The sequence below is a fragment of the Psychrobacter sp. ANT_H56B genome, from assembly GCF_008369245.1.
GTDB classification, from domain to species: Bacteria; Pseudomonadota; Gammaproteobacteria; order Pseudomonadales; family Moraxellaceae; genus Psychrobacter; species Psychrobacter cryohalolentis.
Genome location: NZ_VOBF01000001.1, coordinates 143,847 through 164,721, shown reverse-complemented (window position 1 = coordinate 164,721; position 20,875 = coordinate 143,847). Strand labels below are relative to the sequence as shown.

Here is a 20,875-nt window from a genome sequence, read left to right as displayed (position 1 = left end):
GATACTATTTGTATTTCTTTTATTAAGGACTGACTATACAGCGCCAGCGATGATACAGATTACACAACTATTCGTCTACTGAGCAAGCAATACGGCAACTTACGCAAAAGTGGCGGCTTATCGCTATATCGCAAAAACAGCTGTTGAAAATATCTACTGTAGAACAACTCATAATAGCGCTACTAATCATCGTGCTTATGCCAAGTTCACCACTCGATAAGCGTATTCGTCACTAAGCGTTTGTTATCTATACTGCTAGCATATCTCTCATCAACAAAAAAAACCAATGTATCTCCCAAAATTCTTACCATCACTGCCTTTGTTATCCTTATTTATAGAATTAATAAAATAGTAAGGTCCACAAGTGGCAGCATGACATTATCGAGAGCGTCTATGCAAACGACCAATATAGCCAAGAATCAGCCTTTGCGTCATACCTCAATGACTGATAATCAAGTGATTCAAAATAAAGCACCACGTACCTTGATAATGGGCGGTGTGCTGACAATGGCGGTATACATGACGGGCTGTAGCCCTACTGAATCTAAGCAAAGTGAGACCCAAAACGGCGCCCAAAAATCAGCAGCGCCGTCACAAGATATTGATTTGTTGAATGTCTCTTACGATGTCTCACGCGATTTTTATAAAGACTATAATACCTTATTTGCCAAAGGCTACCAAAAAGAGCATCCCAACAGCAAAGTACATATCAATCAGTCACATGGTGGATCGAGTAAGCAAGCACTGTCGGTTGCTAATGGTCTACAAGCGGATGTGGTGACCTTTAACCAAGAAAGCGATATGAATCTATTGGTTGAAAAAGGCTTGGTTGCTGCTGACTGGCAGAAAGCGCTACCAAACGGCGCGGTCCCTTATACCAGTACCATGGTTCTATTGGTACGCAGCGGCAATCCAAAGGGTATTAAAGACTGGCAAGATTTGGCACGTAGTGACGTAGCTATAGTAATACCCAATCCGAAAACCAGTGGTACGGCGCGTTATGCCTTTTTAGGTGCCTACGGTTATGGTCTGCATCATTTTAAAGAAACTGTCGAAACCTCTACCAAAACAGATACCTTTATCAAACAACTTTTGGCAAACGTCGTCACTTATGACAATGGCGCGCGCGCCGCAACGACCAGCTTTACCCAACGCGGTCTAGGGGACGTGCTTATCACGACCGAAAACGAAGCGCATTTGGCCGCCAAGCAATTTGCCAAAGGGCAAGTCGATATCGTCTATCCAAGTTATTCAGTGTTGATTGCCAATCCTGTTGCAGTGGTGAATGCGGTGACTGACAAAGCGGGCAAAACAGAAGCGGCAAACACCTATCTAAAGAGTTTATGGGACACGCCAGCGCAAGAACTGATGGCACAGATGTACATGCGTCCTAGTAATGAGCAAGTACTTGCCGCCCATAAAGGTACTTTGCTTGATATTGAGACGTTTGAGCCAGTCAGTGTCTTTGGTCCTTGGACACAGATTATGGAGACGTTTTTTGTTGATGGCGGGCGTTTTGATAAGCTGGCAAGCGTGCAGTAAAGGTAACCAAAAAGGTAATCAAGTTGTTCAGTTATAAGCCATTTGATTCAGACATTCATGCTTAGATGAAAGGTTGAATCAAATGGCTAAATTATTGGCGGATAGCCAATGATCATTAAAAATATTTGACCTATGCATTACTGATAGATTTAAGTTATTGATAATCTTATATTTCTCATTTCTTTATTCCATTTTGGCAATAACATACACATATTCATCATTAAACATAATAAGATAGCACTGTTAGCATACTTACATTACTTATCAGACATTTTTTGAGGCAGCCATGACATCATATACCACAGGTTATAAAAATAAGACACTTAGCGCCCTAAGTATCGCCGGTGTGGCGCTCACTTTAGGTATTGCAGGCTGTAGCAACAACGAAAAAACTGAGCCAGCTGCCAATGCAGAGGGCACGCCAGCAGCGACAGAAGGGCAGGACATCGAAATATTGAACGTCTCCTACGATGTCGCCCGTGATTTTTATAAAGATTACAATCCATTATTTGTTGATCATTACAAAAGCGAGCACCCAAACAGCAATATTCTTATCAAGCAGTCGCATGGTGGTTCGAGTAAACAAGCCCTGTCGGTCGCGAATGGTCTACAAGCCGATGTCGCAACCATGAACCAAGGCTCTGATATTGAGCTGCTTGAGAAAAAAGGCTTGGTTGAGTCAGATTGGGAAAGCAAATTCCCAGACAATGCCGTCCCTTTTACCAGTACCATCGTCTTTTTAGTGCGCAAAGACAATCCAAAAGGCATCAATGATTGGGCAGATTTGACCAAAGAGGGTGTTGAGATTGTCATGGCAAACCCAAAAGTGACGGGTAACGGTCGCTATGCCTTCTTAGGTGCTTATGGTTATGGCTTACATGCTTTTAATAAAGATGAAGCACAAGCGGAAAAATACGTCAAAGACATGTTAAAAAATGTCAAAGTCTATGAAAGTGGCGGACGTGCGGCGACTACGACGTTTGTACAGCGTGGTATCGGCGATGTCTTGGTAACATTTGAGAACGAAGCCAACCTTGCAGCAAAAGATTTTGGCGTCGGTCAAGTCGATATTGTTTATCCAAAATATTCAATAAAATCTGAAAGCCCAGTTGCTATCGTAAAAACCGTCACTGATAAAAAAGGCACCACAGATGCCGCCAAAGCTTATCTTGATTTCTTATGGAGCGATGCGGCCCAGCAATTAGCAGCTGACTTATACTTACGCCCAAGTGTGAAGAGTGTTCTTGATAAAAACAGTGATAAATTGCCACCTATCGACACCTTCCGTCCGAATGATGCATTTGGCACATGGGATGAGATCATGAGCACCTATTTCAGTGATGGTGGTTTGTTTGATAAGTTAGCGGTTAATGCGCCTCAGTAACAACGGTAGTACTGTGAGTAACCGACGATAAAAGCTGTTACTTATTCAATAATTTATTTGAGTACAGCGACTGCATTATTTGACTATTAATCAGTAACGCACGACATCATGAAATTATGTCAATCTCATAAAGGACATGGCCGACAACGCTATGTCCTTTATACCATGAGCATATTCATAATCTCTTTTTATCATGCTTTTTTCTTTATATCGATACGATAGAGTGCTTACGATAAGTACCATCAGCTAGGCAATAGGACACTATTATGAGTGCAACAACACCTTCTACCCTCAAACCCGTGCCGAAAAAAGGCTGGTTAACACGCTTGCGTCAGCGCAATGTGCTACCAGGGTTTGGGTTAAGTATGGGCATCACTGTCTTTAGTTTGTCACTGTTGGTAGTACTGCCGTTTGCCATGATGGCCTATACCACAACCCAAATGGGCTGGACGGGATTTTGGGAGACTATTAGCCAACCACAAGTCACGGCGGCGATCAAACTCAGCTTATGGATGTCGTTTTTGGCGATGCTAACCAATATGGTGTTTGGCACACTGGTCGCATGGGTGCTCGTACGCTATGAATTTTGGGGCAAATCCTTCATAAACGCCTTAGTAGATTTACCCTTTGCACTACCGACAGCGGTCACGGGTATCTCTCTTGCGACTTTATATGCACCTAATGGTCTTATTGGGCAATGGTTTGCCAAATTTGATATTCAAGTGGCCTTTACACCGATAGGTATTTGGTTGGCTTTGGTGGTCGTCAGTTTCCCCTTTATTGTTCGTGCTGTACAGCCCGTACTTGCGGAGTTATCGGTTGAGTTCGAAGAGGCGTCTGCGGTATTGGGTGCCAATCGCTTGACAACATTTCGCAAGGTAATTTTACCAGAGCTGTTGCCTGCGTTACTGATGGGTGCTGGCATGATGTTTGCCCGTGCGACCGGCGAGTATGGCTCGGTTATTTTTATCGCAGGTAATATTCCGATGCAGTCTGAAATTTTGCCCTTAATCATTATCAGTAAGCTTGAGCAGTTTGATGTTCAAGGCGCCTCAGCCGTTGCATTATTCATGCTGCTTATCTCCTTTGTGATTTTATTGACCATTAATATCGTACAGTGGAAGCTGTCGCGCCGTGTAGGAGCTCGCTAATGCAAATCTCTAATAGCTACGACTACCAAAGCAACCCAGCAACCAAAGATACGCCATGGGTACGCCGCACCTTTATTATCATTGCGGTTTTATTCATGGTTATTATGTTGGTAGTGCCGCTGCTAGCTGTGTTCTATGAAGCTTTTAAGGGTGGCTGGGAATTATATATTGCCTCATTAGTCGACCCTGAAGCCTTGCAGGCGATTAGGCTAACCTTGATTACTGCGGCGATTGTCTTACCGATTAATATGGTGATGGGTATTGCCATTGCATGGCTAGTGACCCGTTATCATTTCAAAGGTAAGCAGTTGGTGACGACGTTGCTTGATTTACCATTCTCAGTGTCGCCCGTTGTAGCCGGTTTAATGTTTGTTCTATTATTTGGACTTAATTCTACGATTGGTGGCTGGCTTGAGAGCATGGGTTTTCAGGTAATTTATGCCGTACCCGGTATTATTTTAGCAACGTTATTTGTCACCTTTCCTTTTGTGGCGCGTGAGTTAATACCGCTGATGCAAACGCAGGGCGATAGTGAAGAGCAGGCAGCATTAACGTTAGGCGCGACGGGTTGGCAAACGTTTTGGCATGTGACACTGCCCAATATCAAATGGGCGCTGCTATATGGTTTGATTTTGACCAATGCACGGGCGATGGGGGAGTTTGGTGCGGTAAGTGTGGTCTCAGGTCATATTCGCGGAGAAACTAACACTATGCCGCTACTGGTTGAGATTGCCTATAATGACTATAACTTTACCGCCGCGTTTGCCTTATCGAGCTTACTTGCCGCACTTGCTTTGGTCACGTTACTTATTCAGCAAATCATGACCAAGCTACAAGATCACAAATTTGCCAAGTCTGAACGTTTGATAAGTGCGCCTGAACTGCCAGTCAGTGCTAATGATACTGTTACAGAATCGGCAGGAAAATCATAACGGTTCATAGAAGCCACTATTGCTATACGCCATACTATTGAAACTATCTGCTACGATAAAAGAAATAATAAGAGACACCATTATGAGCATCGAGATTCGTAACGTTAATAAAAAATTTGGTAACTTCACTGCCTTAGATGATATCAATATCACAGTACCTACCGGCAAATTGACGACTTTATTAGGTCCTTCAGGCTGCGGTAAAACCACTTTGCTGCGTATCATTGCCGGTCTTGAGTATGCAGACTCTGGGCAGATATTATTTGATGAGCTAGACGTCACCAATACACCGGTACAAAAGCGCCACATTGGTTTTATGTTTCAGCACTATGCGTTATTTCGACATAAAAATGTTGCTGACAATGTAGGCTTTGGTCTGACATTACTACCAAAAAACGAGCGCCCCAGTAAAGCGGATATTGATAAGCGCGTGGCTGAGCTATTAGATTTGGTACAGCTGCCACAAGTGGCAAACGCTTACCCGCATCAGCTATCAGGCGGTCAGCGGCAGCGTATTGCGCTGGCTCGTGCACTCGCAGTTAAGCCAAAACTACTGCTATTAGATGAGCCATTTGGGGCGCTGGATGCCAAAGTACGTAAAGAGCTACGCACTTGGCTAAAAGACATACATCATGAGCTTGGTATCACCAGCATCATGGTGACTCATGACCAAGAAGAGGCAAGGGCGGTATCTGATGAAATTGTCGTGATGAATCATGGTCGTGTCGAGCAAGTAGGCACTTCAGAGGCGCTGATTCATCATCCAGCCAATGCCTTTGTCAGTGATTTCTTAGACTTGGTTTAACGTTCAATCAAGAGTGTTAGCGATAGCGCATAAAAAAAGACCTCATCATGAGGTCTTTTTTTATGCGGCTAATATAAGCCAAAGTTACTTAAGCAAAATTTTCACTGCCCATTAGCATTAGGCTAGTTTTAGCATGGCTTTTTCTTTGATTGATATCTGGTTATAAGTAGTGTCCAAAATGTCTTGACACCATTCTGGCAAGTCATTTGCGACCTCGTACCACATCCAAGTTCCATCACGAACACAATTTAGGATGCCCAGTTTTTTTAAGTGATTGAGGTGGCGCGATATCGTTGGCTGTGGTTGATCAAGTATCTCTACTAACTCACCGACGCAGCGTGATTCTTTATTATATAGGATTTGGAAAATCTTCAAGCGCGTAGGGTCAGATAATACTTTAAACAACTCAAGTGGTTGTATCATAGAATTATTATTAGACATGGGTCAATTCCAATGTATATTTAGTTAATAGGAGGACAATATAACAGCAGTTATCCTTAAAATCGATTAAAAAATGAGCAAATTTACAGTTCGTCGCCATTTTACTACCTTTGATACCGTCGGTTTACATGGATTACTATATTCAGTTACATGGATTGATTAAGATCAAAATATCCATAAATCTGTTATTAACCTAACTGAAAAAGTCACCAAACACTATTGTAAATGCTAATAATTATCGTTATTATAGCGAATAACACGTTAGTCAATCACAGTAGGAACCCATTTATGTACGTCTGTATCTGTAATGATGTCAAAGAAAAGCAAATAAAAGCTGCTATCGCGTCTGGTATCGATACGTTAGATGGTCTAAAAGACACGTTAGATGTCGCCACTTGCTGCGGCTGCTGTGAGCCTATGGTAAATGACTATCTCGAGGAGCATCATGCTAAGCTCGAAGTATTGGCTTATGCTGTTTAAGCGCTAAAGGGTTATGAGGCTTTACGCTGATACTCCACATCAAAACTGCATTTAGCGACTTCTATAAAGAGCGTACTATTGCCCAGTTTCTGACATGCCAATACAAATAGTGGTTGGTTATGATTCTCAGTTCATATCGTTACAAGCGTTAAGCTCTCTCTATGCTACTATATCCTTCTTAATATGTAAGGGCCTTCGTTGATTTTAATCTTTACTGATTGGTTTACGAATGGCACTTTATATATATGCAAAATTATGAATGTATATAACAAACAATGATACATACAGGAGTGTAAGTGATGATTGGCAACCCTAAAGTGATTGATTATTTAAACTTTTTGTTAGGTGGTGAGCTTGCAGCTCGTGATCAGTATTTCATCCACTCTGAGATGTATGCAGAATGGCATTACGGTAAATTGTACGATCGTATCAGCCATGAGATGGAAGATGAGACCTTACATGCACAGGCAATTATTCGTCGTATTTTGATGTTAGGCGGCACGCCTAAAATGAGCGTCGACGCGATTAATATTGGTACTACTGTACCTGAGATGCTACAGCTTGATTTAAATTTAGAATATCAGGTACAAAAACATCTTAAAGACGGTATCGCAATGTGTGAAGAAGCGCATGACTATGTCACACGCGAGATGTTGGTCGTGCAGCTCAAAGACACGGAAGAGGATCATGCCCATTGGCTTGAGCAGCAGCTACGCTTGATTGATATGATTGGTCTGCCAAATTATTTGCAAAGTCAGATGGCTGAAGTCTCTTCAAATCTTGTTTGATAGTAACGGATAATAATCGCTATATAATCAAATCAAATATCCAATAGATAGGGAGAGAGAATATGAATGGGGATAAAGACATTATCCGCGCGCTGAATAAAGTGCTGGGTCAGTCGTTGATAGCCATCAACCAGTATTTTTTACATGCACGTATTGCTCGCCATTGGGGCTTAGAATCATTAAACGAAAATTTCTATAAACAGTCTATCGCAGAGATGAAATGGTCTGATGATTTGATTGCACGAATTTTATTGCTAGGTGGTTTACCCAATTTGCAAGATTATGGCAAGATGTTTATCGCTGAAGACGTGCCTGAAATGATTGACTGCAATTTGCGCTTAGAAAAGCAAAAGTTTAGCATTATTACCGATGCGATTACTTTGTGTGAAACGCAGCAAGATTATGTATCACGTCAGCTATTGGTTACTCTAAAAGAGGGTAATGAAGAGTATCAAGACTGGCTTGAGACGCAAGAAGACTTAATGAAAGATGTCGGTATTCAAAACTATATCCAATCGCAGATGAATGACGATTAGATATTAGTAATTCTCGTTGAATCACAATAAGCCAGCCTATTTTTTGCTCATAACCCAAGCATAGGCTGGCTTTTTTTGGTCTATTTTTTATCAAATATTACTTTTTATATTTCAAATACAGCCTTTCAATACTCACTTTTAATATAAACCACGACCATCCTCAGGTTTTAAGCGTAAAAAATGCAATCCTGAGAGAATGGTAAAGACACCCAATATCCAATAGGTGGTTTGAAAGGCAGCCAATGTATCCATTTGTAGGCGCTCACGTAGCAGAGTGAGCAGCGCCGCCCCAAAGGCAATACCAAAGCTGATGGCGAGTTGTTGGTTGACAGCCATCAGGCTATTGCCGCTACTGGTTTGAGTACCATGCAGGTCGCCAATAGTAATGGTGTTCATCGCACTGAACTGCATAGAGTTACATGCGCCCATGACAGTTAAAATAGGTATAAACCACATCCACTGCGCCGCATCATTAAACTGCGCCAAGATGATAATCAAGATACCCATAAAAGTCGTGTTATAGACTAATACCGTGCGATAGCTGTAACGCTGGATAATCTTACTCACCCAAGGCTTGATGCCGATAGCACCTACGGCGATAGGGGCAAGTAGCCAGCCAGCTTGCGAGGGAGAGTACTCGAACACCACCTGCAAAAGCAACGGCAGCAAAAATGGCACAGCGCTAATGCCAAATCGGGTAAACAAATTACCCGTGATACCGATGCGAAAGGTACGGATATCAAACAAACTCAATGGAAATAGCGGAGCTGTACGACGTTTTGCGTGCCAAATATAAGCACCAAGCAACAGACTTGCCAGCAATCCAAGCATCAGCCCATAAAACCCACGCCCGACTTGTGCGCCAAATTCTACTGCCAAGGTAAAACCACAAGCGGCAGCGGCAAACAACAAAAACCCTGTCCAATCTAGACGCTTGGTGTCCTCAAATAACGCTGGTACCAGTTTTTTGCCCATGATAAAACCAAAAACACCCATGGGTATGTTGATTAAAAATATCCAGTGCCAGCTGGTGTACTGTACGATATAACCACCCAATACTGGTCCGACCAATGGCGCAACCAAAGCAGGGATTACCGCAAAGTTCATCACCGTTAAGAGCTTATTGCGCGGATAAGACTTGACCAAAATTAAGCGTGCAACCGGCGTCATCATCGCGCCGCCGATAGCTTGTACAATACGTGAGCCTATTAAGAAGTCTAATGTCGGAGAAGCGGCACATAATAGCGAGCCGATACAAAATATGATAATGGCGGACAAGAACACACGGCGTGTGCCATATTTATCGGCTAAAAATCCGCTAATAGGAATAAAAATCGCCAAAGTAAGTGCGTAGCTGATGACTGCCCATTGCATTTGTAGTGGCGATTCGCCCAATGCTTGTGCCATCTGTGGTAGGGACGTGTTTAGAATAGTAGCGTCTAAAATTTGCATAAATAACGCTACCGCCAGTACATAAGGTAGGTATTTATCTTGCGTTGGAGTCAGGGCTACCATTTTGCTTTCACCATATCTTAAAACCGTGGCTCGTTGAAACTCACCTTAATCGACAGTAAATTTTCAACAAAGCCATTATATTATGCGTAGTATAAAAATAACTGCCGAGTAGTTAAAGAGCAGCATAGTAACCATTCAAAAGGACTGATCTAAATAGTTGCTATCTACAAGAAATGGTTTAGCTAAAAGAAATGGCTTAATAAATTTTTAAAATATCTGTCATTATCTTATATCCTAAATACTACTTCACTTAAACATCTCTACCATATAAATTACAAGACAGGACTTTAATAGCAGGATCAGTCCCCGTTATAGTAGAAGGTATATGGTAGAAACCACCATTTCTAAAATATGACAATCAATACAACAAAAAATAGGTCACATTATGAGTCAGGATAACAATTCTACGAACGATCAGATAGAGAGCTATATACCGCCCAAAATTTGGACACAAGATAAAGAAAACGGCGGCAAATTTGCAAGTATCAACAGTCCAACCGCTGGCGCACGACAAGATAAGGCACTGCCAGTAGGCGATGCGCCATTACAGCTATATTCATTGAATACGCCTAATGGTGTTAAGATAAATATCTTATTAGAAGAGCTTGCTGAGCTTGATATCAAGGAAGCCGCATACAATGCTTATCTGATAGATATCTCAAAAGGCGATCAGTTTGGCTCGGGCTTCGTCGCTATTAACCCAAACTCAAAGATACCGGCTTTGGTCGACCATAGTCCTAGCGAAGCTGGCGATCCGCTTGCTATCTTTGAGTCTGGCGCTATCTTAATGTACTTAGCGGAGAAATTTGGCAAATTCATTCCGATGCAGCAAGGTAAGGCAAGGGTAGAATGCTTGTCTTGGCTAATGTGGCAGATGGGCAGTGCGCCTTTCTTAGGTGGCGGTTTTGGGCATTTTTACGCCTATGCCCCAGAGCCAATGGAGTATCCTATTAATCGCTATGCTATGGAAGTTAAACGCCAGCTTGACGTTCTTGACCGCCACCTAAAAGACCATACATATATGGGCGGAGACGAGGAGTCTGATTATAATATCGCCGATATGATTATTTGGGCATGGTATGGTCAATTGGCACTTGGCAAATTATACGATGCTGCTGAGTTCTTACAGGTTGATGAGTATCAACATCTACAGCGCTGGGCGAAAAAAATTGCTGAACGTCCAGCCGTTAAACGCGCGGTGGACTTAGTCCTTGAGCCTATTGCTTAGACCAATTGCCACGATAATTCATCTAAGTGGCTCATTTATTTATCCATAAATGTTTGATATAAAAGGTAAAAAATAAAATAATTCTGTATGTTGACGAACAAAAAGGTTGATAAGCACCTGTCTTATTAACCTTTTTCTATTTTAAATATTCATTATTCCAAATATACATATAGATATAAGCATTTGAGCTATACTTTGTTAATTACATAATGGTACATTAGTACAACAGATAGAAACATGGATACGTTAAGATAGCAGCCTCCACCCAAAAAGGGTAGGCGCTTAAACCTCTTCTATTGAAGAATGATGATTATGAAGGAGAATGATATGCTTAGGAATAGACCAACCCTCTTATTGAGTGCAAATGGTCCTAGTAGCCAGAGCGATGTTGTCAAACCTAAATACTCAAATAACTCTCATATCAAAGCGCCGTCTAAAAAAACAAAAAAGATAACAAAAACCATGTCAAAAAGAATTTTATTACCCCTCCTTACTGCTATCAGTACCGCGTTATACAGCGCCGCAGCTAGTGCTGATACGCCTATAGATTTTACCAGTCAAGATTGGCAAGTGGTCTGTGACAATACACGTACTTGCCGACTGGCGGGTTATCAAGCAGACAATGATATCGAATTGCCAGTGTCTTTATTGTTGATACGCCGTGCAGGTGCCAATGCCACGGTTGATGCTCGGGTCAAGCTTGGCGGTGCAAGAGAAAATTCTGCCAAAGCCTTGATGCAGTTGGGTAACCGTCACCGAATATCTTTATTTATTAATGATAGAGATTATGGCGAAGCCAAGCCTTTTTCAGGTGCGGCTGGCTATGCTGAACTCACCTCACCGCAAGTCACAGCGCTGTTAGAGGCACTGACCAAATCAAGCAAGATAGAGCTGGTTATCCGTAATACGCGTTGGCGCTTGTCCGATAAAGGGGCGAGTGCGGTCATGCTAAAAGCGGATGAAGCACAAGGTCGAGTGGGCACAGCCAGTGCTTTTGTTCGTACAGAGGGCGCAAGCAAATCTAACAATAGTGTGTTATCGCCTAAGTCAATACCAGCGATACGGATGGTGATGCCCAATCCAAAAGCCACCTCAGGTAATAAGAAAAAATTCGTCATGCGCTCATCTCAGTTATCAGATCTGATGAAAGGCACCATAAAAGATATCAGTAGCGACTGCCCAAGCCTATATGACAAATCGTCATGGAATGTCAATCGCCTAAACAGCAAGCAGCTGTTGGTACAGCATAATTGCTGGACAGGTGCTTATAATGCAGGTAAGGGTGTCTGGGTGATCAATGATACCAAACCATACGAGCCAAAGCTGATCACAAACAACGCTACCGATTACGACAAGGGTCAGATCACTTCTGTCCAAAAAGGTCGGGGTCTTGGCGACTGTATCTCTAAAACCGAATGGTTATGGACGGGTAAGGATTTTGAGAAAAGTCATGAGAGTAGCACTGGTCTGTGCCGTATGATTGAAGCGGGCGGTGCTTGGCAGATGCCCCTATACGTCACTGATGTGAAACTATCACGTTAATATCAATGTCTACAATGCCTCATTGCTTGCTTTTCTTTTAAAGCGGTAATGATCATCTATTCGATATTCTTTAGCGTAAATGCGGCGCACACGATAAAAATATTTAATGCAAAAATACCTATATTATTAATCATGTATAGCTCATCAACTCTTGTGTTATAGCTGTTTTCTACAATAATCGTAAAAACAGCTACTGATTACGATTTTGTTGTGTTATACTGCGTCGCCACGTTAGCATAGTCTAATGTGAATTATGAGATTGATAACATCGCCTGCGATTTTGGGTCTAGGATGACCGAAAGTAATTGTTGCCGATGATTTTGTGTACTTAAATAATCCTATTATTTTTGACTCATATCTTATCTACGGACCCTTGTAGGGGCTAGATTGGTTGTTATTTACCTTTATCTGCTTTGGAATAAGCATTGATATCGAGTTTTTAGCAGACAAAGATGAGACACTCGGCACTACCACCAAAATACGTCAGACAGCACGAACGCCTTTATATAATTTTGACAAGCCTTATGGGTTTGGCATGTAATTATCATGATTTTGATAATCAAATTATATGGGTAGCGTGGTGAACGGTTATCAGTGGTATGCATCAAGTTTGCTGAATTTACAGCAGCTTATACTTACCAAGGATACTCATGACTGACATCTTATCTGCAATTGCCGCTGAAAACGGTATCATCGAAAGCACTGACACCCCAAACACTGACACAAATACTCAAGCGGCTGCTACTGACGCTGTTGATGAAAACCAAGTTACTTTTACTGATCTTGGTATCGCTAAGCCTATTCTAACTGCACTTGATCGCAGTGGTTATACCAACCCAACGCCTATTCAAGCACAAGCGATTCCTTTTGCTCTAGCAGGTCGTGACCTTCTATTGTCAGCGCAAACAGGTAGTGGTAAAACAGCCGCATTCGTTATTCCTGTTCTTGATCGTTTAAGCCGCGCTACTAGCTTTGACAAACTAACTAAAGCACTTATTCTAACGCCAACGCGTGAACTTGCTCAGCAAGTACATGATAGCGTACGTACGTACTCTAAAGATATGCGCGGTCTGTTCTGTGTGCCATTAGTAGGCGGCGCACCATACAACGGTCAAATTACTGCTTTGAAAAAAGGCGTTCAAGTTATCGTTGCGACCCCAGGTCGTTTACTTGACCATATCAATGCTGGTCGCGTTGACTTATCAAGCCTAGAAATTTTGGTCCTTGATGAAGCTGACCGTATGCTAGACATGGGTTTTGCTGATGACATCAGTGACATCTTGCGTGCTGCTCCTACTGATCGTCAAACAATCATGTGTTCTGCAACTTGGGATGGCCCAGTAGGTAAAATTGCTGCCAGCTTCACTAAGAACCCTGAGCGTGTCTCAATCAAAGTAGAATCTGCACATATCGAAGAAAAAGTGTACTACTGTGATGATTTTGATCATAAGAACCGTTTGCTTGACAAAATTGTTTGCCAGCAAGATATGGAACAGATCATTATCTTTGCTGCTACCAAACGTAGCACTGAAAAACTGGCCAAACAGCTACAAGAAGCGGGTCATAAAGCCAGCTTCCTACATGGTGATTTGCCACAAAGCAAGCGTAACCGTATCGTTCAAGACTTGCGTAATGGTAAAGTCAAAATCCTAGTAGCGACTGACGTTGCCGCTCGTGGTCTAGACATCCCAGCAATCTCGCACGTAATCAACTATGATCTTCCGCGCCAAACTGAAGATTACGTCCATCGTATCGGTCGTTGTGGTCGTGCTGGTCGTACTGGTATCGCTATCAGCTTATGTAGCATGGATGACCGTCCACAGCTAAACGCTATCAATCGTTATTTAGATCGCAAAATGGAAGTATGTATCATCGAAGGTATGGAACCTAAGAAGACTTATGTACCTAGCGAAAATAAAGGTAATGGTCGTGGCCGCGGTCGTGGTCGTTCAAACGGCGGCGGTAATGGTCAAGGTCGTGGTCGCGCGGGTGGTGGCTATCAAGGTAATCCTGCTAATGCTCGTGGTCGTTCAAGCGATAGCGCACCGACTGGTCAACGCGCAAGCAATGACAGCGGTTATCAAGGTAAGCCACGTGACGCGTCAGGTAAGCCAAATGAGCGTTCAGGTGGCAAGCCGTATCAAGGTAAGCGTACTGGTGCTCCTAGTCGTGGCGATAGCACTGGCGTTCCACGTGGCGAGCGTGCTGCAACGGGTCGTGGTCGTCCAAGTGGCAGCCAAGGTCGCCCAGCTGGTCGTTCAGACAGCCGTGGTCAAGGTCGTCCAACTGGCGGCAACCGTGGTAACAACTCGTAATAGCTTTACTTTAAACGATTAATGATTTTTGATAATCATATCTTAATCGTCTAAAGATATTGCAAAAAAAGCCAGATACTTGTTATCTGGCTTTTTTGTGCCCAATAGTTTGATATTAATCACCATATAGAGATATGACCCAATTATATGCAGCTATTTAAAAACTCTGACTTATTCAAAGCTTTTAAAATTAAGCTTTGCACTCGATAGCTACTTGCGCGTTTTTTTTGCCTTGTCTATACTGACAAACTTTTATTCATCGTGTGCTGTGGAGCCAGTTGATGCCGGATATTTCTCACTTAGCTATTGAAAGCTTGCCATTAGCGTTTGGCATCATTATGGCGATTATTGGTTTGGTATTTTATACCCAAGCATTGCCTGGTAAGTTTTGGCAACGGTTTTATGCGGTGCTACCGGGTATCGTACTGTGCTGTTTTATCCCTGCGACGCTAAATAGTCTAGGTGTCTTCGCTGACGGTATTGGCTCGCAGATTTATGGTTTTACCGCCACTTATCTGTTGCCAGCCAGTTTGCTGTTAATGACCTTGTCGATGGATGTACCGAAGATATTGGGTCTAGGTTGGAAAGCGATTGCGATGTTCTTCGCTGCTAGTATCGCTATTGTCATTAGTGGTCCTATTAGCTTGGGTATCGCTAAATGGGTGTCGCCTGAGATGTTTACCGATGACACGCTATGGCGCGGCTTTTCAGCGGTTGCTGGTAGTTGGATCGGCGGCGCGGCAAACCAAGCAGCGATGAAGGAGCTGTTTGGCGTCAGTGATGATCTGTTTGGGATGATGATATTGGTTGATACTACCAATGCTTCACTGTGGTTACTGGCCATCTTAGTCATGGCAAAACACAGTGAAAAGATTGACAAGTTTTTACGGGCGGATAGCAGTAGCATTGATAAGGTCGTCAAAGCCGTTGAGAGCTATGAGCGTGACAATGCTCGTCCAGCGACTTTAAATGACTTGATGGTGATGTTTGGTTTGTGTTTTGCCATGGTTGGGGTGGCGCATTTCGTAGGCGGGCAAATAGCAGGCTTCTTTGCCCCTTACAGTTGGGCAGTACAATATAGCTTTGCCAGCTCGTTTTTTTGGATGGTAGTGATCATCACGTTAATCGGCGTGGTCTTCTCTTTCACTAAAATACGCAGACTTGATCATGTTGGTGCTTCAAAAATTGGTACCGTCTTTATCTTCATATTGATTGCCGCTATCGGTATGCAAATCAATCTTGCAGGTATTGTCTCGCAGTGGAGATTACTACTCATTGGTTTATTGTGGATGAGCATTCACGTCGTGATTATTTTTGCGGTCGCTAGGATAATTCGTGCACCGTTTTTCTTTTTGGCGGTCGGCTCCAACGCCAATACTGGCGGCGCGTCATCGGCACCGATTGTCGCCACAGCATTTCACCCGTCACTAGCACCGGTTGGGGTATTTTTGGGTATTTTAGGCTATGCCGTGGGTACCTTTGGTGGTTATATCAGTACCCAGATGATGCGGTTGGTGGTGGGGTGATGGAGTTTTATCAGTATTGGCAGCTTTTATCCAGATAATCACCCAACCACCTCAAAAACTCATCGCCAGTTGTCGATACATTGAGTCGCAGATGGGTTGAGGCGCGGGCATCTGGGTAAAATAATTGCCCCGGTGCGACCAGCCAACCTTCTTTATAGGCATCTAATGCCAGTTGGCTGGTATCCTGCCCCGTGTCTACCCAAACAAAGATACCTGCTTGTGTATGCTCAGGGTAGATAAGTCCTATCCTTGGTAATGCTTGGCGCATTCTTTCATGAGCGCTATACAAATGCTGCTGCACTTTTTTAATCTGCCGGCGATACTCACCATGCGTCCATAAATGATGACAAACCCGTTCGCCAAATTCTGGCGTGTTTGAATTGCTTAAGGTTTTAATACGCAATACATCATCGATATAGTTATCAGGACAGACCAACATGCCAACGCGCCAGCCTGACGCCATTGACTTTGAAAACCCAGTCGCATAAAACACCCGTTCAAACTGATCAAGGCTAGCATAACGCAGCACTTGACCACCCGGTACAAATGCGGCGTATAAATCGTCCTCAAAAATATAAGCATTGTACTCATGAATAAGATTGAGTACTTGGTGCGCGCGGGCAGGATGCAGATTATAGGATGTTGGGTTATGTAGTACACTGTTGGTCAAATAGAGCTTAGGACGATGCGTGGCAAACAGTTTTTGCATGTGCTCAATATTAGGCCCTTGATGGTCACGTTCTACAGAGACGACGTTTAATCCTTGTTGTTGCAGGCAGCTCGATAGCCAATACCAGCCCGGCCCATCAACGACCACCGTATCCCCAGCTTGAGTAAGCAGCCGCGCAACCATGGTCACGGCTTGCGATACCCCAGCTGTAGTAATCACATGGTCGGCATGGGTTTGCATGCCTAGCGTATGTAGGTGTTGAACCAGCTGCTGACGTAGCGGCAGATAGCCGTGAACATTACCATAGTCATAGATAAAGCTATCGGCTTGCTGGGTTACCTGCCGTATGGCCCATTCCATCTTATCATTACGTACCCAGTCTCTCGGTAATGTTCCCACTCCTGGCGAGCGATGATGCGGGATATCACTAAAAACTTGCTGCACCAGCCAGCGCGTATCTATTACTGGGTGCTTTGGGTGCTTAACGACCGCTCTTTTATCATCATTCGGCTGAACTGCTTTTGCTTGCGTATTGACATAATAGCCCGAGCTGGGCTTAGCGACTAGCACACTGGTAGCCACCAATTGCTCATAAGCTTGTACCACCGTAAAGCTTGATATATTTAATAGTTTCGCTAACTTTCGCACCGAGGGCACACGCTGATTGGGCAGGTAAATCTGCCAGTCAATACGCTGCTGTAGCCATTCAGCGACGGCGGCAGTCTTGGTTAAATTTGGATTGAGCGTATAGGTTTCGACCATAATGAATGTGCTTATCTCTTCAATGTCATGATTAATTGTAACGTTAAGAGTAACTATACACTTTGTTCACCATTCGTAAAACTGTATCGGGTCTGTTATGGGTATTTAAACTATAGTTGATTGTTAAGATTCAAACATTAATAACAACTCAGAACTAATAATAGCTATTCTAGGATAAGCCTATGACCCTTCTACACATCGCTCTAGCTGTATTGGTTGCCTTTATTTGGGGTGTAAACTTTACCTTTATTGCCTGGGCGCTCGAAAGCTTTCCGCCACTGATGCTCACTGCGCTACGTTTTTTCTTTACTGCCGTGCCGTTGGTGCTGTTTCTTAAACCGCCCAAATTTAACCGTACGTTATTTATTTATGCCATCGGCACCTTTGTTATGCAGTATGCTTTTGTATTTACCGCCATGCATTTGGGTGCATCAGCAGGTTTGACGGCGCTGTTGTTGCAAGTTCAAATTTTTATTACCGTCTTGCTGGCGTATATCATATTAGGTGAGCCTGTGAGTCGTATGCAGATTATCGGTATGCTGGTCGGTGTGCTAGGGCTTGGTGTGATTGCACTAAATCTCGGCGGTGATATGCCCTTGATTGGCTTTATCTGCATACTGATTGCAGCCATAGGTTGGAGCTTTGGGAACATTGCTTCAAAACAGGCCTCAACACAGCAAAGCACTAGTAACATTTCTACTGCTTCGCCTGTTAATAGCAACAACAAAGCTTCAAATAGGACATCGGCACTGTCTGCGCTAGCACTAGTGGTATGGGGCGGTCTGATTGCTTGTGTAGTTTTGACCCTATCTTCTCTACTATTTGAAAATGAGGCATGGACGCTTGCAACATTTACGCAGGCGTCCTTCAAGTCTTGGTTATCGCTTGGATTTATCGTCTATGTCTCAACCCTGATCGGCTTTGGATTGTGGGCGCATTTGCTTAGTCAAAATATCGCCTCTAAGGTTATGCCATTTGCCTTACTGGTGCCCGTATTTGGTATGGCGACTTCAGTGCTGCTCATAGGAGAGGTGGTCACATGGTGGAAGATGCTAGCAATGGTGCTAATCTTATCTGGACTGATCTTGGCTAATGTGAAGATAGGACTAGGCAGGAAGTCTGCGCACGCATAGTAGTAAATAACTTATAACTTCCTATAGGGTTAGTAAGAATAGATAAAAAGAGCAGGGCATCACATATGAAGCACTGCTCTTTTTTTTATTCTGAACGCTTTATATCCCACTATGATAAAGATGAAAACAGGCTGCTTATAGCTACAGCTGTACACTCACAGTCAAAAACTCTGCACGCACAGTCCATCTATTTTTCCAAAACCTCGCTATAGTGAAAAAGCTTGATCATTAGGATAGATGATAAGCCAGATAAAGCGCGCTGAAGGGTAAGGATAAATGGTCATATAGACCAGCATATTCTTTTATTTCTCTTATATAAATGCGCTTATTCTGACCCAAATTTCTCGACAAGGAGTCTTTCATGAGCAACGCTCACCCTTCTATAGATCCTATTACCTTGTCTGTCGTACGTGGCGCCCTAGAAACGGCGCAGCGTGAGATGACAACCACCTTAGAAAAAACTGCGCGTTCGAGTGTCTTTAACTTAGCCCATGACTATAGCAATGCGCTGTTTGATCATTTGCCTGAGATGATTTTACAAGGGCAAGATATTCCCATTCATTTAGGCTCACTCATGCCCGCCATGAAAGCCGTCGCCGAATATTATGGTGATGACATTCATGAAGGCGATGTCATTTATCATAACGATCCTGTGATGATGGGCAGCCATATCCTAGATTGCTGTATGTATAAGCCAGTATTTTATAAAGGTGAGTTAGTCTTTTGGACAGTCTGTAAAGGTCATGTCACTGATATCGGTGGCCCTGTACCAGCAGGCTATAACCCTGACGCCAAAGAGATATATGCCGAAGGCTTACGCATTCCGCCTATTAAGATTTGGGAAAAAGGCGTCAGACGTCGTGATGTGATTAACCTCATACACAGTAATATGCGCTCACGCCGTAATCAAGAAGGCGATCTCAATGCTCAGTATGGCGCGTGTGCCGTCGGCGAGCGTAATATGATTGCGCTGCTAGACAAATACGGGGTTGAAACGGTGCGCGGCGCGATTGAAGAGCTAAAAAATATGGCTGACCAGCATATGCGCTCATTAATATCCTCTATCTCAGATGGCGATTATCATGGCGAGGCGGTGTTAGAAGACTCAGGTCATGGCTTGGGTGATATGACCATCAGCGCTGATATCGTTATCAAAGACAGCGACGTACATATTAAAATCACCAGTCCGCCGCAAGTCCCTTACTTTATCAACTCTTATGCCGGTAACTCGATGTCAGGAGTATTACTTGGGCTAATGATGTTTGCCCAAGTAGAGCCGCCGTATAACGAAGGCTTATATCGCTGTGTGACCGTTGATTTGGGTGAGCATGGCACCTTATGTAATGCCAAAGAACCTGCGCCGCATGTCAACTGTACGACCACGCCGATGGAAACCTTGACCGATGCGGTACGTATGGCATTTGAAGCAGCAGCACCTGAGCGCGTTACCGCCTCTTGGGGACATTCATCAGGGATTAATATCGCTGGTATCGACCCAAAAACTGGCGAGCAATACGTCACCATGATTTTGGCGTCTATTATTTCAGGGGCCGGAGCCACGCAGCAAATGGATGGTTGGCATGCTTGTGGGCCATTAAGCTGCTTTGGGGCGTTAAGCTCAGGGGATATCGAGCTGTTAGAGTACCAGTATCCTATCTTAATCCATAAGTATGGTTTGGCAGAAGACAGTGGCGGCGCAGGCGAGTACCGCGGCGGCTGTGGTACGGTTTGGGAAGTTGAGCCATTAGACCATACCATGACAGTTATTGCCTTTGGCGAAGGTCGCCAGCATCCTACTATGGGTGCCGGCGGCGCGGAACAAATTTCACCCGAGCTTAAAGTTGGGCGTCTAGAGATACTACATAAAGACGGGCAAACGGACTTATATAGAAAAAACACCGTTACGGAAATCACGCCGGGTGAACGCGCGCGGAATACCAATCCGGGTGGTGGCGGCTACGGCAGCTCATTTGATCGCGATATTCAAGCGGTCATCAAGGATGTAAAAGAAAGGATTATCTCAATCTCTGCGGCAAAGATTGAATACGGCGTGGTAATTGACCCAGAAACTCTGACGCTCAATGAAGCTGAGACTGAGTACTTACGCCGCCAGATAACCGCATAA

General features: G+C 43.6%; 17 protein-coding genes. 14 read left to right on the top strand and 3 right to left on the bottom strand.

Annotated elements, in window-relative coordinates; all coding sequences use genetic code 11:
* Positions 1-393: 393 nt before the first annotated feature.
* The 5 genes from FQ082_RS00645 (at position 394) to FQ082_RS00625 (ending at position 5,814) form a co-directional block, all read left to right on the top strand.
* Positions 394-1,542, top strand: coding sequence for a sulfate ABC transporter substrate-binding protein (locus FQ082_RS00645; protein ID WP_262498108.1), 1,149 nt, complete (start codon positions 394-396; stop codon positions 1,540-1,542).
* Positions 1,543-1,828: 286 nt separating this feature from the next.
* Positions 1,829-2,926 (top strand): sulfate ABC transporter substrate-binding protein, encoded by a 1,098-nt coding sequence (locus FQ082_RS00640; protein WP_149491652.1) that lies wholly within the window; start codon positions 1,829-1,831, stop codon positions 2,924-2,926.
* Positions 2,927-3,192: 266 nt separating this feature from the next.
* Positions 3,193-4,077 (top strand): sulfate ABC transporter permease subunit CysT, encoded by an 885-nt coding sequence (gene cysT, locus FQ082_RS00635; protein WP_149491651.1) that lies wholly within the window; start codon positions 3,193-3,195, stop codon positions 4,075-4,077.
* Positions 4,077-5,009 (top strand): sulfate ABC transporter permease subunit CysW, encoded by a 933-nt coding sequence (gene cysW, locus FQ082_RS00630; protein ID WP_011513719.1) that lies wholly within the window; start codon positions 4,077-4,079, stop codon positions 5,007-5,009. The genes cysT and cysW overlap by 1 nt, the downstream gene beginning before the upstream one ends.
* A gap of 82 nt (positions 5,010-5,091) precedes the next feature.
* The gene (locus tag FQ082_RS00625; protein ID WP_011513718.1) at positions 5,092-5,814 is read left to right on the top strand and encodes a sulfate/molybdate ABC transporter ATP-binding protein; all 723 of its coding nucleotides are present in this window, start codon (positions 5,092-5,094) and stop codon (positions 5,812-5,814) included.
* A 117-nt stretch (positions 5,815-5,931) separates the two neighbouring features.
* Here the strand turns inward: FQ082_RS00625 and FQ082_RS00620 are convergent, their stop codons facing one another.
* Positions 5,932-6,255, bottom strand: coding sequence for an ArsR/SmtB family transcription factor (locus tag FQ082_RS00620; RefSeq protein ID WP_149491650.1), 324 nt, complete (start codon positions 6,253-6,255; stop codon positions 5,932-5,934).
* 288 nt (positions 6,256-6,543) lie between these two features.
* Between FQ082_RS00620 and FQ082_RS00615 the strand changes: the two genes are divergently transcribed.
* The 3 genes from FQ082_RS00615 to bfr (FQ082_RS00605) all read left to right on the top strand — a co-directional run bounded on the left by FQ082_RS00615 (position 6,544) and on the right by bfr (FQ082_RS00605) (position 8,059).
* Positions 6,544-6,735 carry a bacterioferritin-associated ferredoxin gene (locus FQ082_RS00615; protein WP_011513716.1) on the top strand — a complete coding sequence of 64 codons (192 nt, stop codon included), beginning with the start codon at positions 6,544-6,546 and terminating at the stop codon, positions 6,733-6,735.
* 299 nt (positions 6,736-7,034) lie between these two features.
* Positions 7,035-7,523 carry a bacterioferritin gene (gene bfr, locus FQ082_RS00610; RefSeq protein ID WP_011513715.1) on the top strand — a complete coding sequence of 163 codons (489 nt, stop codon included), beginning with the start codon at positions 7,035-7,037 and terminating at the stop codon, positions 7,521-7,523.
* Positions 7,524-7,585: 62 nt separating this feature from the next.
* Positions 7,586-8,059, top strand: coding sequence for a bacterioferritin (gene bfr / locus FQ082_RS00605; RefSeq protein WP_149491649.1), 474 nt, complete (start codon positions 7,586-7,588; stop codon positions 8,057-8,059).
* 138 nt (positions 8,060-8,197) lie between these two features.
* On the opposite strand, the gene FQ082_RS00600 is transcribed toward bfr (FQ082_RS00605), so the two are convergent.
* A complete protein-coding gene (locus FQ082_RS00600; protein ID WP_133104662.1) occupies positions 8,198-9,574 on the bottom strand; it encodes a DHA2 family efflux MFS transporter permease subunit in 1,377 nt (458 codons plus the stop codon).
* A 385-nt stretch (positions 9,575-9,959) separates the two neighbouring features.
* Between FQ082_RS00600 and yghU the strand changes: the two genes are divergently transcribed.
* The 4 genes from yghU (at position 9,960) to FQ082_RS00580 (ending at position 16,185) form a co-directional block, all read left to right on the top strand.
* Complete coding sequence (gene yghU, locus FQ082_RS00595; protein WP_149491648.1) at positions 9,960-10,802, top strand: glutathione-dependent disulfide-bond oxidoreductase; 843 nt, start codon at positions 9,960-9,962, stop codon at positions 10,800-10,802.
* A gap of 462 nt (positions 10,803-11,264) precedes the next feature.
* Positions 11,265-12,344 carry a DUF1176 domain-containing protein gene (locus tag FQ082_RS00590; protein ID WP_262498107.1) on the top strand — a complete coding sequence of 360 codons (1,080 nt, stop codon included), beginning with the start codon at positions 11,265-11,267 and terminating at the stop codon, positions 12,342-12,344.
* Between the two features lie 650 nt (positions 12,345-12,994).
* Positions 12,995-14,659 (top strand): DEAD/DEAH box helicase, encoded by a 1,665-nt coding sequence (locus tag FQ082_RS00585; RefSeq protein ID WP_020443552.1) that lies wholly within the window; start codon positions 12,995-12,997, stop codon positions 14,657-14,659.
* A 281-nt stretch (positions 14,660-14,940) separates the two neighbouring features.
* On the top strand, positions 14,941-16,185 hold the full coding sequence (locus tag FQ082_RS00580) for a DUF819 domain-containing protein (RefSeq protein ID WP_149491646.1): 1,245 nt from the start codon (positions 14,941-14,943) through the stop codon (positions 16,183-16,185).
* Between the two features lie 10 nt (positions 16,186-16,195).
* Here FQ082_RS00580 and FQ082_RS00575 read toward each other — a convergent pair whose 3' ends face one another.
* Positions 16,196-17,617, bottom strand: a complete 1,422-nt coding sequence (locus tag FQ082_RS00575; RefSeq protein ID WP_149491645.1) for a PLP-dependent aminotransferase family protein — start codon at positions 17,615-17,617, stop codon at positions 16,196-16,198.
* Positions 17,618-17,799: 182 nt separating this feature from the next.
* Here FQ082_RS00575 and FQ082_RS00570 point away from each other — a divergent pair, with 182 nt between their 5' ends.
* Positions 17,800-18,750, top strand: a complete 951-nt coding sequence (locus FQ082_RS00570) for an EamA family transporter (protein WP_149491644.1) — start codon at positions 17,800-17,802, stop codon at positions 18,748-18,750.
* A gap of 361 nt (positions 18,751-19,111) precedes the next feature.
* Positions 19,112-20,875 carry a hydantoinase B/oxoprolinase family protein gene (locus tag FQ082_RS00565; protein ID WP_149491643.1) on the top strand — a complete coding sequence of 588 codons (1,764 nt, stop codon included), beginning with the start codon at positions 19,112-19,114 and terminating at the stop codon, positions 20,873-20,875.